The organism is Pelosinus baikalensis (assembly GCF_020819555.1).
GTDB classification, from domain to species: Bacteria; Bacillota; Negativicutes; order DSM-13327; family DSM-13327; genus Pelosinus; species Pelosinus baikalensis.
In genome coordinates this window covers 37,766-58,859 of sequence record NZ_JAJHJB010000028.1, presented here as the reverse complement: position 1 = coordinate 58,859, position 21,094 = coordinate 37,766, and the positions used below count along the sequence as shown (strand labels likewise).

Here is a 21,094-nt window from a genome sequence, read left to right as displayed (position 1 = left end):
ATTATCTGCCAACATTCTCGCTAATTGGCATTTTCAGTTACACTCGAAAATGCAAGCAAGCATAATCTTTTAAAAACTTATAACTTCTATTGTGTGATATACAAAAATGCCGGATTAACAACTTCACAGTGTTTTTCCGGCAATAGGATTTGATAGCAACATTACAATATGAATTTTGAAAATTTTCTAGTAAATGATCCTCCCAATCGTACTAAGAGGAAAGACATATTTTCGAGGAAAATCCTTCTGCGGCATGGTAGGAAGAACGTACCAACGGGCCACAGGCAGCATGAGAAAAGCCAAGCTGTTTTGCTAATTTCTGGTAAGATTGAAACTGTTCCGGCACTATATATTCTGCAACTGGAATATGCTCTGAGGAAGGAGCCAGATATTGTCCTACTGTCAAGCTATCACATCCTACACTGCGCAAATCAGCTAGCGTAGCTGCAACCTGAGCTGGTGATTCTCCCAGACCAACCATAATTCCTGACTTGGTTACGATCTGAGGAGCATTTTTCTTCACGTATTGCAGCACACCTAAAGACCGCTGATAATCGGCTTGAGGACGCACACGCGAGTATAAGGCGGGGATGGTCTCCACATTGTGATTGATTACTTCCGGTTGAGCAGCAATAATGATGTCTAAGGCACTTTCTTCACCTTGGAAATCCGGAATTAAAACTTCAATTACGAGTTCTGGAGAAAGCTCACGGATTCTTTTTATGGTTTGTGAGAAATGCGCAGCCCCCCCATCGGCAAGATCATCACGTGTAACGGAGGTAATAACTACATAGTTAAGCCCTAACTTCTTCACCATTTGAGCGACACGCTGCGGTTCATCTTGATCTACAGGTTGAACAACACCTTTAGGAACAGCACAAAATCGGCAGCGCCTTGTACATTGACTACCTAATATCATAAATGTAGCTGTCCTCGACGCATAACACTCACCAATATTAGGGCAATGAGCCCCAGAACAAACCGTGGTCAAAGAGAATTCATCCAACATCCCATACATCTCTTTGACACTGCTATTTCCTGACACATGCCCCTTCAGCCAAGATGGTTTTACTGTTTCTCCTAACCAGCGTCCTTCTGCCATCTCCCAATGTTCAATGCCAAATACAGCCATAAAATGGGTGGTTACTGTTTCTCGTACCGTCTGCATTTGGGGTGCTTTCCCCAATATCTTCGCCATGCTGGTTACACCTCGCCCTGTAATCCCGCAAGGTGTAATCAATTGGAAATAGGATAAGTCCGCGTCAATATTTAGAGCAAAACCATGATAGCTCAGCCAGCTTTTCATACCAATACCAATGGCGCAGATCTTTTCCTTTCCTACCCATAAACCTGTGTATTCCTCATCTCTAACCGCTTCAATTCCATAATCTCTCAAGGTGCGAATTACGACTTCTTCCAGTTTTTCCACATAAGCATGAACATCCTGACCATAATGACGCAGATCCAGCAGGGGATAGCCAACCAACTGACCCGGACCATGGAAAGTAACATCCCCGCCCCGATCCACCTGGCAAACTTCGCAGTCCTTGGCTGTAAGCACAGCATCATCTGCAAGAATATTGGCCCTTTCTCCTTTGCGTCCTAGAGTGATTACGGGGGGATGCTCCAGCAATACCAATGCATCTTCGTTAATATATCCCAGGCGCCGCCCTTTGACAAAGGATTTCTGAAATTCCCAGCCATGCTGATAGGGAGTAAGTCCCCAATTTAATACAATCACAACTCCACCTCCTAGACCACATCAAATTCTAGCATTTAAGAGAAATTGATGTATCCTTTAAAACATATAAAACGAATCGAACCACAAAGACGCAAAGTACACAAAGGGTTTAGTTATTCTTTGTGGTTCGTAGAATTTTATTGTTAACACCACATAGGCTGAGCCTCTCTTACAAATATTTTCTTGAGTTCATTAGATTACAGCTACTTTGCTATAAAGTGTATGCCTTGGCCCATTGTCACGTGAGCGGCCTCCATAATGGCTTCTGACAAGGTAGGGTGAGGATGAATCACATGGGCCAGTTCTTCCAGGGTAGCTTCCATGGATTTTGCCAATACGCCTTCCGAAATCAGATCGGTTGCATGAGGTCCAACAATATGCACTCCCACGATTTCACCATATTGTTCCTCACAAATTATTTTTACAAAGCCATTTGTTTCTCCGTAAGCCATGGCCTTGCCACTCGCTTGAAATGGAAATTTCCCCACTTTTATATTGCCATATTTCTCTTTGGCTGCTTGTTCATTCATACCAACCCAAGCAACTTCCGGATTAGTATAAATGCAAGAAGGAATGGCATCACCATGATAGGAAGAATTCATTCCCGCTGCGTTTTGCGCTGCAACAATCCCTTGAGCGGAAGCCACATGTGCCAGTTGAATACCGCCTACTACATCTCCAATCGCGTAAACTCCGGAAATACTGGTTTCCATTTGTGCATTCACCGGGATACCCTTTTTCCCATGTAAATGTAGGGTTTCAATTCCTGCAATGCTTATTGCCCGCCCAGTTGAAACCAGTACTTTTTCCCCTTCTACCCTATAAGCTATATTATCAATCTGATACTCAACGACTAAATTAGCTTCTGCCTTTGCTATCTTGCTCACTTTGGCATTGGTAAAGAAGGTCACTCCCAATTTTTCCAAAGATCTTACCAGCACTTCTACTGCTTCTTTGTCTGCCATAGGTAAAAGAACAGGCATCATCTCAATGATGGTTACCTTGCAGCCAAAGGTCTGCATTAAATAAGCAAATTCCAAGCCGATAACGCCGCCGCCAATAATCACCATGGATTTTGGAATGGCTCCTAAATCTAAGGCTTCATCACTGGTTATGACCCCCGGAAGATCAAATCCGGCAATCGCTGGAACAAAAGGCTTTGAGCCCGTAGCCAAGATTAGTTTTTCGGTTGTAATCGTTGTAATTCCTGATTTTTCATTAATTTCCACTTCGTGAGGGGTAATCACCTTACCGCTTCCTATATATAAATCGATTTTATTCGCCTGAATTAAACCTTTTACGCCATTAACCAGCTGTTTTACAATACCATCCTTGCGAGCAAAAATTCTCTTTGCATCCACGCTGACAGGGGAAGCTTCAATACCAAATTCTTTTGCCTTATTGATCGTTTCATAGACTTCTGCACTTCTAAGCAAAGCCTTGGTAGGAATACATCCCCGATTCAGGCATGTTCCCCCTAGAGAATCTTTTTCCACCAATGCCACTTTTAGTCCGCATTGAGCAGCTTTAATGGCAGCTACATAACCGCCTGGACCTCCCCCTAGTACTACAACCTGATAGTTCATCGGTTTTCCTCCTTAAAAGAGACCTTGTGTACTCTCGGAAAATAGCCACATATTAGCTGTAACCAGGCAAAAGATGAGCCTAACTATAAGCGTAGGTTAAGTAACAGGTTGAAGCGCTAGTTATGCTCATCCTTTGCCGTCCTAAATAAGACGTTCCGAGAAGCTACAGGACTCTTACCTATTTTAGATAAGCTGTAAGTAATCTTCTAACAGTTCTTTTATTCTTCTTAAAAATTCTGCCGCTTGCGCTCCATCTACTGCCCGATGATCAAAGGAAAGAGATAGGGACATTCGCGGCTGAATTATCATTTCTCCATCCTTGACAACTACTTTCTCCTGCAATTGTCCAACCCCAAGAATACAAACCTCTGGAGCATTTACAATGGGCGAGAATGTATCGATGCCATACATGCCTAGGTTGGTTACGGTAAAAGTCCCCCCTGACATTTCGTCCGGCAGCAATTTCCCCTCTTTTGCCTGCACCGCCAATTCTTTTGCCCGCTTTGTAATTTGCTCGATACTGAGAGTGTCTGCATTTTTAATGACTGGCACCACTAAACCATTTGGCAAGGCTACTGCCATACCTACATTCACTTCATCACAAATTTCCAAACCATCCGAATGCAGCCTGGCATTAATCACTTGCTGGTATTCCCGTAATGCTTTGGCGACTACTTTAATAATAAGGTCATTATAAGAAGGCTTTACACCGATGCGTTTTTCAATACCAGGTATAAGCTTTTTACGCAGTTCTACCATACCTGACATATCTACTTCCATGTTATGAGTAACGTGAGGCGCTGCCCATGCATCTGCCATATGATCGGCGATGACTTTACGCATTCCTGCTAACGGTTTACGAACTCCTTTGGCTTTAGGTCCTGCTTTTACCAACACATTCTCAACATCGTTTTTCATGATTTTGCCGCCAATACCAGTACCTGCAACTTCCGCTAGTTCCACACCTTTATCCTGGGCAATTTTTTGCGCCAGCGGACTGGCTTTATAATTCGCAACGTCTATTGCAATAATTCTTCCGCCAGGGCCGCTTGGAGGAACGGCACGTAAATCAATTCCGTCCTCACGGGCTGCGCGTTTTGCTGCCGGACTGGCTTTCACTTTACCGCCAATTCCTTCTGCGCTTTGCACAGGAGCAGCAGTTGTTGCTGCCACTTGCGCTGTATGCTGTTCTTCGGTCTTTAGAGCTGCAGCAGCAGCATGGCTCTTTACCTTCTCTCCCGGCTGACCAATATAAGCAATAGGTTTGTTAACCTCAACAATATCACCCTCAGCTGCAATTATGGCTAGTACTTGCCCCGCAGCAGGAGCCTCGACTTCCATATTTACTTTATCAGTCAATATCTCCAGCAATATTTCGCCTTCCGCAACCTGATCTCCGACCTTTTTAAACCAAGTAACAATGGTACCTTCTTCCATGGTCATCCCGAGCTTCGGCATTAACAGTTCTGTTGCCATCCTATATTCCTCCTACTTATACAATTTCCCTAACTGCGTTCACGATGTCATCTACCTGAGGCACAGCACTCTTCTCCAGTTCCATACAATAAGGGATCGGAATGTTTTTTCCTGCAACGCGTTTTATCGGTGCATCCAAATAGTCAAAGGCTTCACTTTCCATCACTTCAGCTGCCACTTCACCGCCGAAACCGCCTCGTTTGCAAGCTTCATGCACAATGATCAGCTTACCGGTCTTAATTACGGATTTCACCAGTGTTTCTTTGTCAAAAGGCACCAAGGTACGAGGATCAATTACTTCAACATCGATGCCCTCTTTCGCTAAAATTTCTGCAGCTTCTAACGATCGGTGAACCATTACTCCTGTAGCAAATACAGTGACATCTCTGCCAACTCGCTTTACATCTGCTACTCCAAAGGGAATGACATAATCCTCTTCCGGTACTTCTCCTTTTTTGTTATATACCGTTTTTGTCTCAATGAATACAACAGGATTGTCATCACGAATCGCTGTTTTTAATAAACCTTTCACATCATAAGGAGTGGAAGGCATAACTACCTTTAAACCAGGTACATGAACAAGCCAAGCCTCTAAACTCTGAGAATGCTGAGCTGCCGCACCTGTTCCGGAACCTCCCGGCATTCTTAGCACCATAGGAACCTTTGCTTTACCGCCAAACATATAGCGCATTTTAGCTGCCTGATTGACCAAGGAATCCATAGCAATTGTAATAAAGTCACTAAACATAATTTCCGCGATGGGACGCAGACCTGTCACAGCAGCACCTGCCGCAGCACCTGCAATAACGCCTTCAGAAATGGGAGTGTCCCGTACTCGTTCTTCGCCAAATTCCTCAAGCATGCCCAAGGATACGCCAAAAGCGCCACCATATACCCCTACATCTTCACCTAGTAAAAATACATTTTCATCCCGGCGCATTTCTTCTTGCATGGCTTGTCTTACAGCCTCTTTATAGGTTATCAGTGCCATAGTCATTCACTACTCCTTTACAACATTATGCGTATACATCTTCCTCTAAAGTTTCAATACCAGGGTAAGAGCCCTGTTGGGCAAATTCTACAGCACGAGCTATATCGTCTTTCGCACCAGCCGTAATTTCCTCTGACTCTTGCTGCGAGATTACATTGCTTTTAATCAGATATTTTTCAAAGGCTTTAATGGGACATCGATCCTTCCAGGCTTCAATTTCTTCTTTTGTCCGATACCGATTGGCATCACTCTTGGAGTGTCCCAGCCATCGATACGTGATTCCTTCCACAATAGAGGGACCTTCACCACTTCTGGCACGTTCTACTGCTGCTAAGGTTGCTTCATATACTTTTATAGGATCATTGCCGTCCACAGTAATACCCGGCATTTCATAAGAAGCAGCACGATCCGCTATATTGGCAACCGCGGTACTTCTTGCAACCGACATTGACATACCATAATGATTGTTGGTGCACATAAATACCACAGGCAGCTTCCAAATAGCCGCTAAATTCAAGGCTTCATGGAAAGAGCCTTCATTGCTGGCCCCATCACCAAAGAAGCATAAAACTACTTTTCCAGTTTTCTTCATCTGCTGTGTAAGAGCAGCGCCTACTGCAATGGCAAAGCCACCGCCAACTACGCCATTGGCTCCTAAATTACCTTTTTCTAAATCGGCAATATGCATAGAACCGCCCTTCCCTTTGCAATAACCGTTGGATTTTCCCATCAATTCAGCCATCATACGATTTAAGTCTGCATCTTTACCGATGCATTCCCCATGTCCCCGATGGGTACTGGTAATTAAATCATCTGCATGCAGCGCAGCAGTAGAACCAATAGCAAATGCTTCTTGACCAATTGACAGGTGAGTCGTACCATGAATCATACCTTTTGCAAAAAATGCATCAACCTGGGATTCAAAAAACCGAGTATGCAACATTTTCTTATACCAGCTTATTAACGTTTCGTTACTTAATGTCATTGTCAATTCCTCCTATATACTTAGTCATTACGATAGATTGAAAGAATCCTTCTATAATAATCACTCCTTTAATACTATTCTAAATTGTTATGTTTTGTGAACATCGGTTCATGATAACGAACGAATGTTCACGAATGACTAAAAAAATAGATGAATATAACTTATAAAGAATTATTCACCAGGGTTGCTGACCTAAAAATTGCAGCAATGAAAATCTTCCAACATCTGTTCAGTGTTTTAACTTTTGTAATTTTTCTTAATTTTATAGTAATTCAATTTTTTCATTCTGTCAATAATAAAAATAGCTTTATTTACATCCATCTGCCTTACTTCTTTACTGCATCTATAATCGTTTCCAGCTACTTTACAGTAGAAATGGAACATAGTATAATTTAGTCACTATAAGGCGGTTGGTTATTCGAATAGTCTTAACGTAACGATTTCCTTGTACCATCTATATGAAAAAAGTGATTTCACTTTTTGTCAATTTTTTTGAGGTGAATAATGTCTATTTACGATAACGAAGCCACATTTATAGCCAAAATTGCATGGCTATACTATGTCCAAGGCCTAACCCAAGACAATATTGCCAGTAAATTAGGTTGCTCACGACCTACCATCACACGTCATTTAGCAAAAGCCAAAGAACTTGGAATTGTAGAAATAAAAATAGCAGACCATTTTCGTACCTGCTTTGATACGGAATATGCTTTAAAAGCTCGTTTTGGGCTAGAAGAGGTCATTGTGATTCCATCTGGCGACACATTAAGTGAAAATCTAAAAGGTGTTGGAAAAGCTTGCGCTGATTACCTGCAACGAACACTGCAGGATCAGGATATTTTAGGCATAGCCTGGGGCTCTTCGATTTATGAAGTAGGTAAGGCTCTACAACTGAAAAAAGACTTAGACCTAACAGTGATTCAACTAATGGGTGGACTAAACAGCAGTGAAAAAATAAACCCAGAAGAAATTGTCAAACTGATTGCAACGCAGCTGCGCGCTTCAGGGATATGGCTTAATACACCAGCGATTGTCAGCTCTGCTAAAATCAAGAAAGCGCTGCTCAGCGACCCAGGTGTCAGCAGTGTTTTGGCGAAAGCCCAAAGTTGTACCAAAAGCCTCTTTGGCTTAGGAGAAGTCAGCCTTGATTCCTCTTTAATCGTTAGCAATGGCATTACCAATGCAGAGATGGAACAACTCCATGAATTGGGCGCCGTAGGCAACATCTTAGGTCAGTTTTTTGATATCAATGGTAAACTTATTCATTCTTTCTTGGAAGATCGCCTCATTGCTGCACCTTTGGATACGCTGCAGTCCATTCCGCTTCGCATTGGCGTAGGCAGTGGCGGGCACTATAAAGTGAAGGCCATTTTAGGAGCTCTCCACGGTCGTTTTATCAATGTTCTGATCACGGATGAAGAAACTGCACAGGAAATACTAAAAAGAACGTAGAATATCTTTGTATTAGGTATTTCTTTTTTATTACTCAGTCGTAAACAATTGTTTACGATATCGAACCATTGTTTATAGATCTATATGCTTGCTACCTTAGAAACCATATTTTATATAAAGATCTTTCGTTACATATTCTATACTAAAATTCCCCAGAAAATAAGGAGGGTCCACTATGTGCAAAGAGTCTTTTAAAGCGGTTTTAGTCTGCATGCGCTGTAATCAAGAGACTGTTCATGATATTGAATACAATAACAAACTAATTGTACAAATTTCTTGTGAAGAGTGCGGAAAAACCATCGGTCCTTATAAGCAGATTACCGCAACTCCTCTGCCAAGCAACCTGACCCATAAAACCACTATCACCTCTTCTCCCACTCCAATCGGTAATACAGCCTTAGCAAATGAAAATACCAGGTTTGAGAAATCATCCAAAAGTTCGTCTTACCAGAGCTATGGTGAGTTGCTATTATCGCGTATTATAACAAAGCCCTCCCGTTTAAATCAAGAAATCCATAAAGACTTGACAACATTCCTTTATTCTATTCCTGTTCGCTTTATGACGAAACCTGTGCGTATCGCTAAAGAATACCGCACACTGAAGGATACTTTGCATAGATAATAATCGAGTAGCCGCTGAATAATTATTTTATCCAGCGACTCCGGATAGAAGGGCTACGCAATTCGTAGCCCAGCCCCCCACAGAACTAGGCGTGCAGATTTTCCGCACCTAGCTCTTCAGAATTGATTCACAGCATTGCCATTAGATTTGGCCCATGTCGGGCGCACTGAAATAGAGACATCTGCTACTTTCTTGGTTGAATGATATGAGAACTTATTCACACCACAGAAAGGAACAGATATCTCTATTTTCTTGTCATTGGAATTATTTGGTAAAAATGTTCATTTATAGCTTATTCATAACGTAATGCTTCGATAGGATCTAGCAATGCTGCTTTTCTGGCTGGATAAATGCCAAAAAACAAGCCGACCGCAATAGAGAATCCAAAAGGAACCAGAATCGATACAGCCGATATTACAGTATTCAAACCTCCAAAAGTTGAAATGGCAAATGCGGCCAAAATTCCCAGAAAAATCCCAAAAATACCGCCTAATACACCAATGACCACCGATTCAATCAAAAACTGCAACATGATATCACGATATGTCGCACCTAATGCCTTTCTAATACCGATTTCTCTAGTTCGCTCCGTCACCGACACCATCATGATATTCATGATACCAATACCGCCAACCAATAGTGATATGGCCCCAATACTACCTAAAAGCAGCGTAATAGTTCCTGTCGTTTCTGCCATCATCGCCATGATACTGGTTAAATTGCGTACTGTAAAATCATCTTCTTTAGTTCCACTGATTTTATGCCGTTGTCGTAGCAAACTGGTGATTTGTTCCTGCGCCTGATCCATTCCTTCCATTTTCGTAACTTGGATACTAATCGAATTGAGGTAGGTGATACCCACTAATCGTTCTTGCGCCGTTGTTAGTGGCACTAGAACAATGTCATCCTGATCTTGCCCCATGCTTGATTGACCTTTACTATCCAAAACACCGACAACCAGATAAGGAGCATTATTAATGCGTACATTTTGTCCAGTCGGATTCATCTCACCAAACAAGTTTTCTGCAACAGTGGCCCCAAGAACCGCCACCCGATTACGGGAATTTATGTCCGGCTGAGAAACGAAACTACCGCTGCCCACCGTCAAACTTTTAATGGCCATATATTCGGGCGTAACACCGTATACAGTTGTTGTCCAGTTCTGATTTCCGGCAATAATCTGGTATGACTTACTAACAGAAGGTGATACATAATCAATGCCTTGTATCGTTTTCTTTATATACTCAGCATCTTCCAATGTTAAGGTTGTGCTGCTGCCAGAAGCGGAGCGCACCCCCTGGGAAGAGGCTGCTCCTGGAGTCACAATCAGCATATTGCTGCCTAAACTAGCAATTGAATTCTGCACCTTTTCCTTAACGCCCATTCCAATAGATACCATGGAAATAACCGCTCCTACCCCGATAATAATACCCAGCATAGTCAAAATAGAGCGAAGCTTATTTGCCACTAAAGCCCGCAATGCGATCGCAATGCTTTCTTTAAACATGATACTGCTCCTTTACCTCATCACTTATGATTAATCCGTCACGTACCGTGATGACGCGTTTCGCAGATTGGGCAATGTCTGGTTCGTGAGTAACCAAAATAATGGTTTTTCCTTGTTCATTTAAATCGCCAAATATCCGCATGATGTCAACACTGGAGCGACTGTCAAGATTTCCCGTCGGTTCATCAGCCATAATAATGCTCGGTTCATTGATCAGTGCTCTGGCAATCGCTACTCGCTGCCGCTGACCACCTGACAGTTCATTGGGCATATGCTGTTTACGAGAAGCTAGTCCAACAGATTCCAGAATCGCAGCCGCTCGATTCAATCGTTCCTTTTCTGCTATTCCAGCATAAACTAAAGGCAATGCCACATTTTCCCATGCCGACACTCGTGATAACAAATTAAAATTTTGAAACACGAAGCCAATGCGTTTATTTCTGGTTTTCGCTAGCTCATCATCAGTCAAAGTAGCAACTTCCTGCTCCTCTAACAAATAAGATCCACTGGTGGGACGATCAAGGCAGCCAAGGATATTCATCATTGTCGACTTACCTGAACCTGATGGTCCCATAATGGCAACAAACTCTCCATTTTCTATTTCTAGTGAAACCCCAGCAAGTGCAGCCACTGTTTCTTCACCAATTTTATAGCATTTTGTAATTTCCTTCAGTGTAATCCCCATGATCGTTCAACTCCTTCTCCCCCTACATGGGCGGTGGTGGGCCACTATCTTTTTGCTTAGAAGAACTTTGGCTTTGCGATTTAGTATAAGAAATGATTAATTTATCATTATCTTGTAAACCACTGATAATTTCAATTTTATCGTTACTTGTCAGACCAACCGTAACTGGAACATTCTCGCTCGTTCCATTATTGCGCAATACCATTACATATTGACCACTGGTACTTGTTTTTAAAGCGGACAACGGAATTAACAATGCATTATCCTTCTCATCAACCTTGATATTGACTCGTGCCGTCATTTCTGTTTTCAACAAATTCTCTGGATCTTCTACTAGTAATGTTACATAGTAATATATAACACTACTAGTAGTAGAAGAGGACGACGATGACGATGAGGACGAAGAGGAGGAGGATGAGGACGTACTCGTAGTACTTGTTGAGATCTGTCCAATTTTACTAACGCTGCCTGTAAAAGTATGATTCTGATAAGCATCTACGGTAAATGTCGCTGATTGACCAACTTTTATCTTACCAATATCGGTCTCATCTACCTTTACCTTTACCTTCTTTCGTGAAACGTCTCCAATCATCATAATAACCGTCTGGTCACTCACACCTGCCGTTACCAAAGTGCCTACCGATATTGGTTCTCCCAAAACAACACCCTCCATAGGAGATACCAATACTGTTTTTTCTACATTTGACTTAGCCTCATTATAGTTAGCTACAGCAGTCTGATAGTTTAACTGTGCCTCTTCAAGATCAGCGTCCGATTTAGCACCAATAGAATGTAAATACTGCATCCGCTTATATATTGCCCCCGTATTATTCATTGAATATTGGGCCTTATCCATTGTGATCTCAAGGGCCTTATCATCTAAGATTGCCAGAATCTGGCCGACTTTTACATAATCATTTTCTTTGACTTTAATTTCCTTAATCAATGCCGTAACCTGCGACGAAATATCTACCGCATCGACGGGCTTTACTGTTCCAGTCGCAGATACACTGGAGGTAATTTTCCCTCTGGTTGCCGTCACCGTTTCCTGATTAACAGACGCTTTAGCTTGTTGTGCATAATTGTAGTACCAGACTCCACTGATAATCCCTAGCAAAACAACAATACCTACTGCTACTATTTTCTTATTTATTTTTTCCCACATGTCATTGCCTCCTAGTCCATTCCCATGGCATTTTCTAATTTTGCCTTGTATGTAACATAATCATATTGCGCTGCAATATAGTTATTCTTTGCTGTCGTTAATGCTAATTGTGCATCAATAACATCAAGAATGACTCCTTCTCCTACTCGATATTTAGCCTCAGCAATGAAATAATCTTCTTCTGCCTTATGCACAGCAAACTGTGTTGTCTCAATCCGCTTTTCAGCTTCCCTTACTCCCAGATAGTATTCTTTTACAGCAAGTTCTACCGATTCTTCCTGTGCTGTCAACTCCAAACGAGCTGTATCTGCAGTACTTCGCGCTTTTTTGACTTTGTTATTGGTAACTTGACTATCAAATACATTCCAACTGCTTGTTACCCCAACATAAACCTCATTGTCATCCTTAGGCAAAATACTACTTCCCCACCCGGTTGCCGCAGTAAGCGAAACCGATGGCTTCTTGCCAGCTTTAGCAACATTGATATTTTGCTCCGCCTCATCAATAGCAAGGCGGTACTTTTTCACATCTGGACGATGCTCCACAGCAAAAGCTACACACTCATCCATCGTCTTATTAACGGGGGTAAATTGAAAATCCTCAACAAATTCAATGGGTTCAGAGCTTTTCCAGCGAATCAGATTTTTGAAAGTATTAACTGCTACTTCATAGGAATTTTTAGCCTTTATTAAAGTCTGCTGGGCGTCTGTCAGTTCTACTTCTGACCGCAATACATCTGATTTTGCAACATTGCCAGCGCTATACTGCGCTTTAACGTCATCGAGATGCAGCAAATAATTATCTACTGTTTCCTGATCGACAGCCTGAGTTTTGCCAGCTTCTACTACATCATAATAGGCGGAAATGGTTTTAAATTTCACATCCTGCCTAGTTTTCAGCAGACTTAGACCAGCTATCGTCACATCTGTTTTGGCAATCTCTATATTTCCTTCATTTTCTCCACCACTGTATAGGGGTAAAGAAAGCGTAATATCGCTCGAGCTAGTAGCTGCCGAATGGTGAATCTGCTTCAGATAAAAAGTATTAGAAGTATCAATCGATATCCCACGGCTGCCTTTTGTGCTCTGTAACGTATATTCAGCTTGTTTTTCACTATTAATGGCGATCTTAATATCCAGGTGATTTTCCAGTGCCATATTTACTGCTTGTTCTACTGTGAGGGGTGCGGCAAACCCCATCGTGGTCCTGACCAATAAATATAATCCCAAAATACCGGCACTTCCCGGCTTTACATATTGTCTTAATAAACTCAATTTAAATCCTCCTTATCATGCGCCCTCTATTGTTTTATTGTTTTTTGGCTCAACACTAAAATGTTGCATTCGGCTTTTATGCGTAACAGATAGTAGTGTCGGTTTCTAGTAAAATAACTTCAATGTTTCGGAAAATTTTATAGGTCAAGTATCGTTTTTCTGTGTTGAGCCTTGTTTTTTTGTAATAGTAACATATAAATGTTACTTAATTGTTACAGTAATAATCAACACACGTGATAATCAAAGTAAAATACTCATGCAGTTGTCAAGCCGCATGAGTATTTTACTTCTTTGGAATACATTTCACTAATTTTAAAGTAGAATTTGTACAATATATCGAGAAATGTAAAAAACATAGTACCCTAGCAAGGATACGAGAGTCATCAATATAATTACGATATTTTTCCAAGAATAAAACCACAGATTTCCTGTCGAAATATACATAACAACATTCTCCTCACTTTATAGTTTTATTTTTTTAAATATTTTTATGGTAATCTTAGTTAACACAATATTCAATCCCGTTGCCAAACTCACGCATCCCAAAGATGAGTTAGTCCCTACTATAACGATAAAATGTTTTTATTTCTATAAAATACTTTTATTCTAATTATGAAGGAATTTTGTTACAGTTTTGTTACAGAAATTTATACAAATATAGCAATTCATTGACATCTTCCGTCATACTCTTTATGCTAAAAATAGAACTACGAATGCCGTCGAGTCATAAGGAGGTAAAACTCATGAATAAAACAATCTTAATTGTTGACGATGAACTGCGTATCAGGAAACTGATTGCTGATTTTCTGGTCCGGGAAGGTTATAGCACCCTAGAAGCTGACAATGGACGCGTCGCCTTGGAGCTCCTGGCAGCAGAACAGGTGGACCTGATCATTCTGGATGTTATGATGCCAGAGCATGATGGCTGGACCGTATGCAGAGAGCTTAGAAAGAAAAGCAATATTCCTGTCATTATGCTTACAGCTAAAGGAGAAGAAGTAGACCAGCTTTTTGCTTTTGAAATTGGTGCCGATGAATACGTCACTAAGCCCTTTAGTCCTAAAGTTTTAACAGCTCGTGTAAACGCATTATTTCGCCGCATAGAAAGAGAAAAAGCCATCGTATATGATGGTTTGGAAATTAATACAACAGCAAGGCAAGTATCTATAAATGATCACTCTCTGGATTTAAGCCCTAAGGAATATGAACTCCTTACCTATTTGACCGAGAATAGCGGTAAGGCATTAAGTCGCCAGCAAATCTTAAATCAAGTGTGGAGTTATGATTACTTTGGTGATCTGCGAACTGTAGATACTCATATCAATCGGCTGAGAACCAAGCTAGGAGATAAAAGCGCACTTGTCCAAACCATCAGAGGATATGGCTATCGATTCGAGGCCGAAAAATGACTGTTTCACTGCGTGCAAAACTCTTTATTATCTTAAGCGGATTGGTGTTATTTTTTGTACTTATGTTCTTAGGGCTCACCCGTGTCGGCTTAGAAAAATTTTATATTTCACAAAAAAAAGAAGCTCTTATTATTAACAGTACCAACTTTGACCTTTTATATCAGGGCAATCCTAAGGAAATGTCTCTGGAGCTAGAGCGAATTACCAATACATTAGGAGCAGCCGTTATTATTTTCACCAAAGAAGGACAGATCAAATACAGCTCTTTTGGTTCCCTTGTAGATGAAGACCCGTCTAGCTCGTCCCCTCCTCCCCCCTTTATTACCAATTCTCTTGATAATCCTGCCCTTTCTCGGACCACACCTCCCCGTTTTCCTCCAGGTCCTCCACCCATCATCAAAAGCAGAGAAATCATTGATAACCGTACCATTTTGGAAATGGAACATGACCAAGCTTTAAGAATCGATTTTATGGTGATTCGCCATAAAATGACAAACGATGACATTTTGATTATAAAACAGCCCCTGGCATTAATATCTGAAAGTGTGAGTGTTGCAGCCCAATTTATTATTTTTACGGGCATACTCGCTGTTGCAGCAGGCTGTATTTGGGCTTTTTTCTTTGCGAAACGCTTTACCCTACCCATCATAGAACTGAATCGCATTGCACAAAGTATGTCACAGCTTGATTTTTCTCAGAAATGTATTATCAACCGCAACGATGAAATTGGCGAACTAGGTAATAGCATTAACCACTTATCTTATCAATTGGATACAGCCATCTCAGAGCTTAACAAAAAAAACCAGCAACTTATGGCAGATGTAGAAAAGGAAAGAAAACTGGATACAATGCGTAAGAACTTTGTATCCAGTGTCTCCCATGAACTAAAAACTCCCCTTTCCCTCATTTTAGGATATGCAGAAGGTTTAAGAGAAAACGTGGCTCGGGATGAGGACAGTAAAAACTATTATTGCTCTGTCATCATTGATGAAGCAGAAAAAATGGATAAATTGGTAAAAGATCTACTAAATCTATCCCAAATTGAATCTGGGTTCTTTCAATTAAGCAGAAACACTTTCGATCTTTCCCTACTCCTGCATGATATTCTTCTCAAATACTCTACCATTTTGACGGAAAGAAAAATTCTTTTGGAAATGAACAACATCGATCCCTATGTAGTATACGGGGATGAACTCCGCATTGAACAAGTATTGCTCAACCTCTTTACCAACGCCATTGACCATGCCGAATTTAAGAAGATCATTAAAATCTGGGTAAAAGAAGCAGACAATCAAATCAGAGTTTTTATGTATAATTCAGGACGCCCCATTCCAGAAGAAAGCCTCGAAAAAATATGGACGAGCTTTTATAAAGTAGACAAAGCTCGAACCAGAGAGTACGGCGGTTATGGTCTAGGCCTATCCATTGTCCGCGCAATCCAGGAATTACACGGCAATCATTACGGTGTAAATAATGTGGAAGATGGTGTTGTATTTTGGTTTGATCTTACCAAAGCAAAAATATAGGAAATCTCTACTAGTCCGTAACTAAATTGTAACAATTTTCCTTCATACTAATCTCAAGGAAGCCACTTATATAAAAGGAGAGATTGAAATGAAGCAATATTTCACAAAAAAATGGTTAGCGGACTGATTTTGGGATGCCTTGCATTATCAGTTGGAGCAGTCGCCTTTGCTCATGATGGACAACAAGAATTCATGCCTGGACCTGGTATGAACCACCAGATGCCTAATCCTGAAAATAGAGAAGAGCATATGAAAAATTCCATAGATAAATTGGTAAATGACGGCACCATCACCCAAAAGCAAGCCACCAAGCTGATCAGCTTTTTTAAAGAAAAAGATGCTCAGCGCAAATCAGAAATGGATAAAACGAGATCCATGACTCCTGAGGAAAGAGATAAATTCTTCAAGGAAAAGTTTAATCAACGTCCAGACATGATCAAAGAATTAAAGGACGCTGCAGGCTTATCTGATGAGCAAGCCAAAGCCGTAGACGATGCACTGCGTCCTCCTCATAGACCAGGTCCTGAAGGCGGTCCATGCTGCCCTAAGCTGCCTACTCCCTAACCAGTACAATCAAAGATATTCAAATAGCCTGCGCTTTTATTTTCTAAGAGTGCAGGCTATTTTTCATGACTACCTCACTCTAAGCTCATACCTGCAAAATATAAGAACGTTAAACCAAATTGGCTACGGATAATTTTTTTCTGGCAGATATGTATCACTTATAGTATATTTAAGTGGACATCACCCGCTTAAAGTACAATTCTTTATCGATTAATTATAGGAAGTGGTTCGATTGACTATTTCAAAATATGAGATTTTCAACACAATTGTGTTGAACTTGGCAGCCTGACCAAAGCCGCTGAGAAAACAAAGTTAAACTGCAAGTCAAATATGAACTAATGGAAGAACGTACTATTTTTGCAAGGTGCAAATGGGATTAGGAATCAGTATTCTTCCTGAACTAATTTTAATTAATATACCTGAGCGCGTAGCTGCAGGCAGTGAAGAAATGGTTGTCTCAATCCGTGAGATTGAAACCATCGGCAAGGAAACAAGCGGACAAACACAAACCGTTTCCGCGGCTAATCGGCTTCCATGGAAGAGATCGCCTCCTCCAGCGAAGCACTGGCCCATCTAGCTGAAGAACTGCAAATAACAATTGCTACGTTCAAACTCTAGGCTCATCCTTTTGAATGATAAGAAAAGCGCTGGTCATTCTTGCAAAACACAGGAACAAATTGAACCACAAAGGCGCAAAGGACACAAAGAGTTCTGTTTTAATTATTCTTAGTGCTCTCCTTTGCGTGCCGCGTCAGCGGCATTGCGCCTTTGTGGTTCATTGTTTTTTACTTGTGTTTTGATTATAGTATCTTTGCTCCTGGGGGCCAATGGATTGCATTGCCGCTCACGCTGAGCGCTGCTTCAGCGATTCCTTCACTCATGGTAGGATGGGCATGGATTGTTGCAATGACTTCATCCACCGTTGCTTCCAGATTCATTGCCAAAGCGATTTCTCCAATCAAATCAGTAGCTCTTGGTCCAAAAATATGTCCGCCTAGAATTTCTCCGCTTTTTTCAGCGACAATTAATTTAATCAGACCAGACTCACATCCTTCAATGAGGGACTTTCCATTTGCCATTAAAGGAAATAAACCAACTTTATAGGATATCCCCTGAGCCGCTGCTTCATCTTCCGTAAGTCCCACACCTGCAGCTTCTGGAATGGTATAAATGCAAGAAGGGATGACTTTAGGATTGTAGAAAGGACGATGACCTAACGCATATTCAACGGCTGCAACGCCTTGGGCAGATGCTGCATGTGCCAGCATCATCTGCGCATTGCAGTCGCCGATTGCATAAATATGAGGTATATTCGTTGCAAAATATTCATTTACAACAATTCTCCCCCGCTCCGTCTGGATTCCCACTTCTTCAAGCCCCATATTATGAATATTGGCCTTACGCCCTGTGGCCATCAAGATATATTCTCCTGCCACTTCATGGTTTTTGCCAGCAGTTTGCACTACGGCACTTAATCCGTTAGAGGTTGACAGTATTTCTTTTAATCCTGCTTCCAGCATAAAATCAATGTTGCACTCTGTTAACTTTTCCTTTACTCTCTTGGCAATTTGGCGATCTACCATCGGTAATATTTCCGGCAGCATCTCGACAATTGTGACCTTTGTACCAAAAGAGCTATATAAGGATGCAAACTCTGTACCAATAACGCCACCGCCAATAATAACCAAGGACTTTGGCACTTTAGGTAAACTCAGCGCTGCCGTACTGTCAATGACTCCAGCACTATTTGCACCTGGTACAGGGATTTTACTGGGAACAGAACCGGAAGCCAGCACAATAATATCTGCATCAAGAGTTACAGTATTCTCCCCTACCACCTGAACTTTGTGGGCATCTTTCAATACTGCCTGCCCACTATGAGTCTTCACTCCATGGGCTTTTAAGAGTCCCTTTACTCCTTGAACCAGGCGATTTACAATCGTATCCTTACGAGCCATAAGGGCTGGCCAATCCAAGGATATCCCCTCGACGCGCAGTCCATTATTTATTTCTTCCTGCACAGTGTGGTACAGCTTGGCAGTATGGAGAAGGGCTTTGGTGGGAATGCAGCCCACATTTAAACATGTCCCACCCATTTTTTCCTTTTCAACAATATGAACCTCAGCCCCCAGTTGTGCCGCGCGAATGGCTGCCACATATCCCCCGGGACCGCCTCCAACAATAATTACTTTTTTTTTCATGTTTTCTCTCCATTTGTTTTTTCTATTACTTAGAATTAGCTGAAAAAATCATCACCGCTTTTAAAGCCAAGACCGGGATGGATATCAAAACGAACCGCGCCCACATTTGCTTTGTTCTGGACAGCTTTGGTGACCGCAGCCGTTCCAATACTGCCAAAACCGCCACATAATTCAAGAGATGTAATTCCCTGATCTACTAGCTCTTTAGCAACTTTTTCAGCTTCTTTATAGTCTTTGACTCCCACTACAGTTAAGTGAACCTCGGGTGTTTTCACAATCGATCGATGGTGGATAGGATCAGCCTCTGGGGCTATAAATATAAAGGCAGCTTGAAGAGCCATACTATCTACCTCCTACTCTTTTTTGATTAACTACGAAAGGTTTTTGCATAACATTGTCCGGCATGATAGGAACTCCGCACCATTGGACCGGAAACAACTTGGCTAAAGCCAATCTCATATGCCTTCTCTTCCCACATTTTAAAAGCGGTGGGATGGATATATTCCATGATAGGGTGATGCTGGGCAGACGGGCGGAGATACTGTCCAATGGTCAGGATTTGGCAGCCCACTGCTTTTATATCAACCATGGTTTGCAGCACCTCGTCATGCCCTTCTCCCAACCCAAGCATAATACCAGCTTTGGCAATATTTTTACCACTGTTACTAACCCGTTTGAGTAATTGGAGAGACCGTTCATAAATCGCCTGAGGCCGCACATCTTTATATAAGCGTGGCACGGTTTCGATATTATGACTAATCACCTCCGGTCCCGTATCAATAATCTGCTTTAGTGATGCAAACTGTCCCAAAAGATCAGGAATCAGCACTTCGACTTTCGCTGTCGGCAATGCCTGACGAATCTCCTGAATGGTTTTAGCAAAATGTCCTGCACCACCATCAGGCAAATCATCCCGAGTGACAGAAGTTACCACTACATAGGCAAGGTTCAGTTGCTTGGCTGACAAGGCCACCGCCTTAGGTTCTTCCCTGTCCACAGGCAAAGGTAACTGCCCATGCTCTACAGCACAAAATCGGCAATTGCGAGTGCATATATTTCCCAAAATCATAAATGTACAAGTCTTCTGTGAAAAACATTCTCCGATGTTGGGGCAATTTGCACTTTCACATACCGTATGTAAATTGCCTGCATTCAGCATAGACTGCATCTGGGCAAGATCATCCTGATTGGGTGCCGGAACAACTAACCATGCTGGTCTCTGCATAGTAGACCATCTCCTTTATCCGCTCTACACTCACTAGCTCTGTTTGTATTTCAAATAATTCTTCAAATTGTTTTCGCAATTGACTGCGCACCGCTCTAGCATCTACCGTCTCCAATATCCGGGACATAGAAGTGACTCCCAAAGAGGTAATACCGCAAGGCACAATAAAGGAAAAATGTGTTAGATTGGGACAAACATTTAGAGAAACGCCATGCATCGTAACCCATTTTCGAATCGCAATGCCAATTGCCCCAATTTTTTGATCCTCAACCCATACTCCCGGATATTCTTTTTTGCGCGTCGCTGCAATCCCAAAACACGCCAGTGTTCTGATCAATAATTCTTCCATTTTGTTGGCATAAGCATGAACATCCTTCTGCACTCCTGTTAAACCAATGATAGGATAACAGATCAGTTGTCCCGGACCATGATAGGTAATATCCCCGCCCCGGTTTGACTCAAACACTTTGATATGCTGTTCATCTAATACCTTTTGATTGACTAACAGATGGTTGGAGCTCCCTTTTTTTCTTCCTATGGTAAAACAAGGCTGATGCTCAAGAAGAATCAGCGTATCCGGAATAGCACCCAGCTGCCTGGCCCGATTTAGAGTCTCCTGTAAATGAAGAATTTCATCATAACTGCAAGCTTCAAGTTCTATACAGTATCCCTTGCGTCCCATTCT

At 41.7% G+C, this 21,094-nt stretch carries 19 protein-coding genes; 6 read left to right on the top strand and 13 right to left on the bottom strand.

Annotation, left to right across the window (positions count from 1 at the left end):
• Positions 1-211 precede the first annotated feature (211 nt).
• The 5 genes from lipA (LMF89_RS26315) to LMF89_RS17605 form a co-directional block, all read right to left on the bottom strand.
• Positions 212-1,741 (bottom strand): lipoyl synthase, encoded by a 1,530-nt coding sequence (gene lipA / locus LMF89_RS26315; protein WP_229536211.1) that lies wholly within the window; start codon positions 1,739-1,741, stop codon positions 212-214.
• A gap of 203 nt (positions 1,742-1,944) precedes the next feature.
• Entirely contained in the window at positions 1,945-3,327 is a 1,383-nt protein-coding gene (gene lpdA, locus LMF89_RS17620; RefSeq protein WP_229536210.1) for a dihydrolipoyl dehydrogenase, read from the bottom strand.
• Positions 3,328-3,510: 183 nt separating this feature from the next.
• Entirely contained in the window at positions 3,511-4,803 is a 1,293-nt protein-coding gene (locus LMF89_RS17615; RefSeq protein WP_229536209.1) for a dihydrolipoamide acetyltransferase family protein, read from the bottom strand.
• A gap of 16 nt (positions 4,804-4,819) precedes the next feature.
• Positions 4,820-5,800 (bottom strand): alpha-ketoacid dehydrogenase subunit beta, encoded by a 981-nt coding sequence (locus LMF89_RS17610; RefSeq protein WP_304622614.1) that lies wholly within the window; start codon positions 5,798-5,800, stop codon positions 4,820-4,822.
• A 19-nt stretch (positions 5,801-5,819) separates the two neighbouring features.
• Positions 5,820-6,779 carry a thiamine pyrophosphate-dependent dehydrogenase E1 component subunit alpha gene (locus LMF89_RS17605; RefSeq protein ID WP_229536208.1) on the bottom strand — a complete coding sequence of 320 codons (960 nt, stop codon included), beginning with the start codon at positions 6,777-6,779 and terminating at the stop codon, positions 5,820-5,822.
• A gap of 504 nt (positions 6,780-7,283) precedes the next feature.
• Here LMF89_RS17605 and LMF89_RS17600 point away from each other — a divergent pair.
• Positions 7,284-8,231 (top strand): sugar-binding transcriptional regulator, encoded by a 948-nt coding sequence (locus tag LMF89_RS17600; RefSeq protein WP_229536207.1) that lies wholly within the window; start codon positions 7,284-7,286, stop codon positions 8,229-8,231.
• Between the two features lie 175 nt (positions 8,232-8,406).
• Positions 8,407-8,853, top strand: coding sequence for a hypothetical protein (locus tag LMF89_RS17595; protein WP_229536206.1), 447 nt, complete (start codon positions 8,407-8,409; stop codon positions 8,851-8,853).
• 292 nt (positions 8,854-9,145) lie between these two features.
• Here LMF89_RS17595 and LMF89_RS17590 read toward each other — a convergent pair whose 3' ends face one another.
• From LMF89_RS17590 to LMF89_RS17575, 4 genes are read right to left on the bottom strand one after another with little or no spacing between them, the layout of a single operon-like run.
• Positions 9,146-10,360: an ABC transporter permease gene (locus tag LMF89_RS17590; protein ID WP_229536205.1), complete on the bottom strand. Its 1,215-nt coding sequence runs from the start codon at positions 10,358-10,360 to the stop codon at positions 9,146-9,148.
• Positions 10,353-11,045, bottom strand: a complete 693-nt coding sequence (locus LMF89_RS17585) for an ABC transporter ATP-binding protein (RefSeq protein ID WP_007960852.1) — start codon at positions 11,043-11,045, stop codon at positions 10,353-10,355. Before LMF89_RS17585 ends, LMF89_RS17590 begins: the two co-directional genes overlap by 8 nt.
• A 22-nt stretch (positions 11,046-11,067) precedes the next feature.
• Positions 11,068-12,210, bottom strand: coding sequence for an efflux RND transporter periplasmic adaptor subunit (locus LMF89_RS17580; RefSeq protein ID WP_229536204.1), 1,143 nt, complete (start codon positions 12,208-12,210; stop codon positions 11,068-11,070).
• Positions 12,211-12,221: 11 nt separating this feature from the next.
• Positions 12,222-13,484, bottom strand: coding sequence for a TolC family protein (locus LMF89_RS17575; RefSeq protein ID WP_229536203.1), 1,263 nt, complete (start codon positions 13,482-13,484; stop codon positions 12,222-12,224).
• 743 nt (positions 13,485-14,227) lie between these two features.
• On the opposite strand from LMF89_RS17575, the gene LMF89_RS17570 reads away from it, so the two are divergent.
• The 4 genes from LMF89_RS17570 to LMF89_RS17555 all read left to right on the top strand — a co-directional run bounded on the left by LMF89_RS17570 (position 14,228) and on the right by LMF89_RS17555 (position 17,560).
• Positions 14,228-14,893: a response regulator transcription factor gene (locus tag LMF89_RS17570; protein ID WP_229536202.1), complete on the top strand. Its 666-nt coding sequence runs from the start codon at positions 14,228-14,230 to the stop codon at positions 14,891-14,893.
• A complete protein-coding gene (locus LMF89_RS17565; RefSeq protein ID WP_229536201.1) occupies positions 14,890-16,419 on the top strand; it encodes a sensor histidine kinase in 1,530 nt (509 codons plus the stop codon). The genes LMF89_RS17570 and LMF89_RS17565 overlap by 4 nt, the downstream gene beginning before the upstream one ends.
• Before the next feature lie 129 nt (positions 16,420-16,548).
• Entirely contained in the window at positions 16,549-16,983 is a 435-nt protein-coding gene (locus LMF89_RS17560; protein ID WP_229536200.1) for a hypothetical protein, read from the top strand.
• Positions 16,984-17,353: 370 nt separating this feature from the next.
• Positions 17,354-17,560, top strand: coding sequence for a hypothetical protein (locus LMF89_RS17555; protein WP_229536199.1), 207 nt, complete (start codon positions 17,354-17,356; stop codon positions 17,558-17,560).
• A gap of 223 nt (positions 17,561-17,783) precedes the next feature.
• Here LMF89_RS17555 and lpdA (LMF89_RS17550) read toward each other — a convergent pair whose 3' ends face one another.
• The 4 genes from lpdA (LMF89_RS17550) to lipB are packed head-to-tail and all read right to left on the bottom strand — an operon-like array spanning position 17,784 to position 21,091.
• Positions 17,784-19,184, bottom strand: coding sequence for a dihydrolipoyl dehydrogenase (lpdA, locus tag LMF89_RS17550; RefSeq protein WP_229536198.1), 1,401 nt, complete (start codon positions 19,182-19,184; stop codon positions 17,784-17,786).
• Positions 19,185-19,219: 35 nt separating this feature from the next.
• On the bottom strand, positions 19,220-19,525 hold the full coding sequence (locus tag LMF89_RS17545; RefSeq protein ID WP_229536197.1) for a DUF6506 family protein: 306 nt from the start codon (positions 19,523-19,525) through the stop codon (positions 19,220-19,222).
• Positions 19,526-19,551: 26 nt separating this feature from the next.
• The gene (gene lipA / locus LMF89_RS17540; RefSeq protein ID WP_229536196.1) at positions 19,552-20,409 is read right to left on the bottom strand and encodes a lipoyl synthase; all 858 of its coding nucleotides are present in this window, start codon (positions 20,407-20,409) and stop codon (positions 19,552-19,554) included.
• Complete coding sequence (gene lipB / locus LMF89_RS17535) at positions 20,363-21,091, bottom strand: lipoyl(octanoyl) transferase LipB (protein WP_229536195.1); 729 nt, start codon at positions 21,089-21,091, stop codon at positions 20,363-20,365. The genes lipA (LMF89_RS17540) and lipB overlap by 47 nt, the downstream gene beginning before the upstream one ends.
• Between the last annotated feature and the right edge of the window lie 3 nt (positions 21,092-21,094).

Bases quoted from the DNA above. Each gene is read 5' to 3' on its own strand.
- lpdA (WP_229536210.1), bottom strand. From the start codon at position 3,327: ATGAACTATCAGGTTGTAGTACTAGGGGGAGGTCCAGGCGGTTATGTA.
- LMF89_RS17615 (WP_229536209.1), bottom strand. From the start codon at position 4,803: ATGGCAACAGAACTGTTAATGCCGAAGCTCGGGATGACCATGGAAGAA.
- LMF89_RS17610 (WP_304622614.1), bottom strand. From the start codon at position 5,800: ATGACTATGGCACTGATAACCTATAAAGAGGCTGTAAGACAAGCCATG.
- LMF89_RS17605 (WP_229536208.1), bottom strand. From the start codon at position 6,779: ATGACATTAAGTAACGAAACGTTAATAAGCTGGTATAAGAAAATGTTG.
- LMF89_RS17600 (WP_229536207.1), top strand. From the start codon at position 7,284: ATGTCTATTTACGATAACGAAGCCACATTTATAGCCAAAATTGCATGG.
- LMF89_RS17595 (WP_229536206.1), top strand. From the start codon at position 8,407: ATGTGCAAAGAGTCTTTTAAAGCGGTTTTAGTCTGCATGCGCTGTAAT.
- LMF89_RS17590 (WP_229536205.1), bottom strand. From the start codon at position 10,360: ATGTTTAAAGAAAGCATTGCGATCGCATTGCGGGCTTTAGTGGCAAAT.
- LMF89_RS17585 (WP_007960852.1), bottom strand. From the start codon at position 11,045: ATGGGGATTACACTGAAGGAAATTACAAAATGCTATAAAATTGGTGAA.
- LMF89_RS17580 (WP_229536204.1), bottom strand. From the start codon at position 12,210: ATGTGGGAAAAAATAAATAAGAAAATAGTAGCAGTAGGTATTGTTGTT.
- LMF89_RS17570 (WP_229536202.1), top strand. From the start codon at position 14,228: ATGAATAAAACAATCTTAATTGTTGACGATGAACTGCGTATCAGGAAA.
- LMF89_RS17565 (WP_229536201.1), top strand. From the start codon at position 14,890: ATGACTGTTTCACTGCGTGCAAAACTCTTTATTATCTTAAGCGGATTG.
- LMF89_RS17555 (WP_229536199.1), top strand. From the start codon at position 17,354: ATGGGATTAGGAATCAGTATTCTTCCTGAACTAATTTTAATTAATATA.
- lpdA (WP_229536198.1), bottom strand. From the start codon at position 19,184: ATGAAAAAAAAAGTAATTATTGTTGGAGGCGGTCCCGGGGGATATGTG.
- LMF89_RS17545 (WP_229536197.1), bottom strand. From the start codon at position 19,525: ATGGCTCTTCAAGCTGCCTTTATATTTATAGCCCCAGAGGCTGATCCT.
- lipA (WP_229536196.1), bottom strand. From the start codon at position 20,409: ATGCAGAGACCAGCATGGTTAGTTGTTCCGGCACCCAATCAGGATGAT.
- lipB (WP_229536195.1), bottom strand. From the start codon at position 21,091: ATGGGACGCAAGGGATACTGTATAGAACTTGAAGCTTGCAGTTATGAT.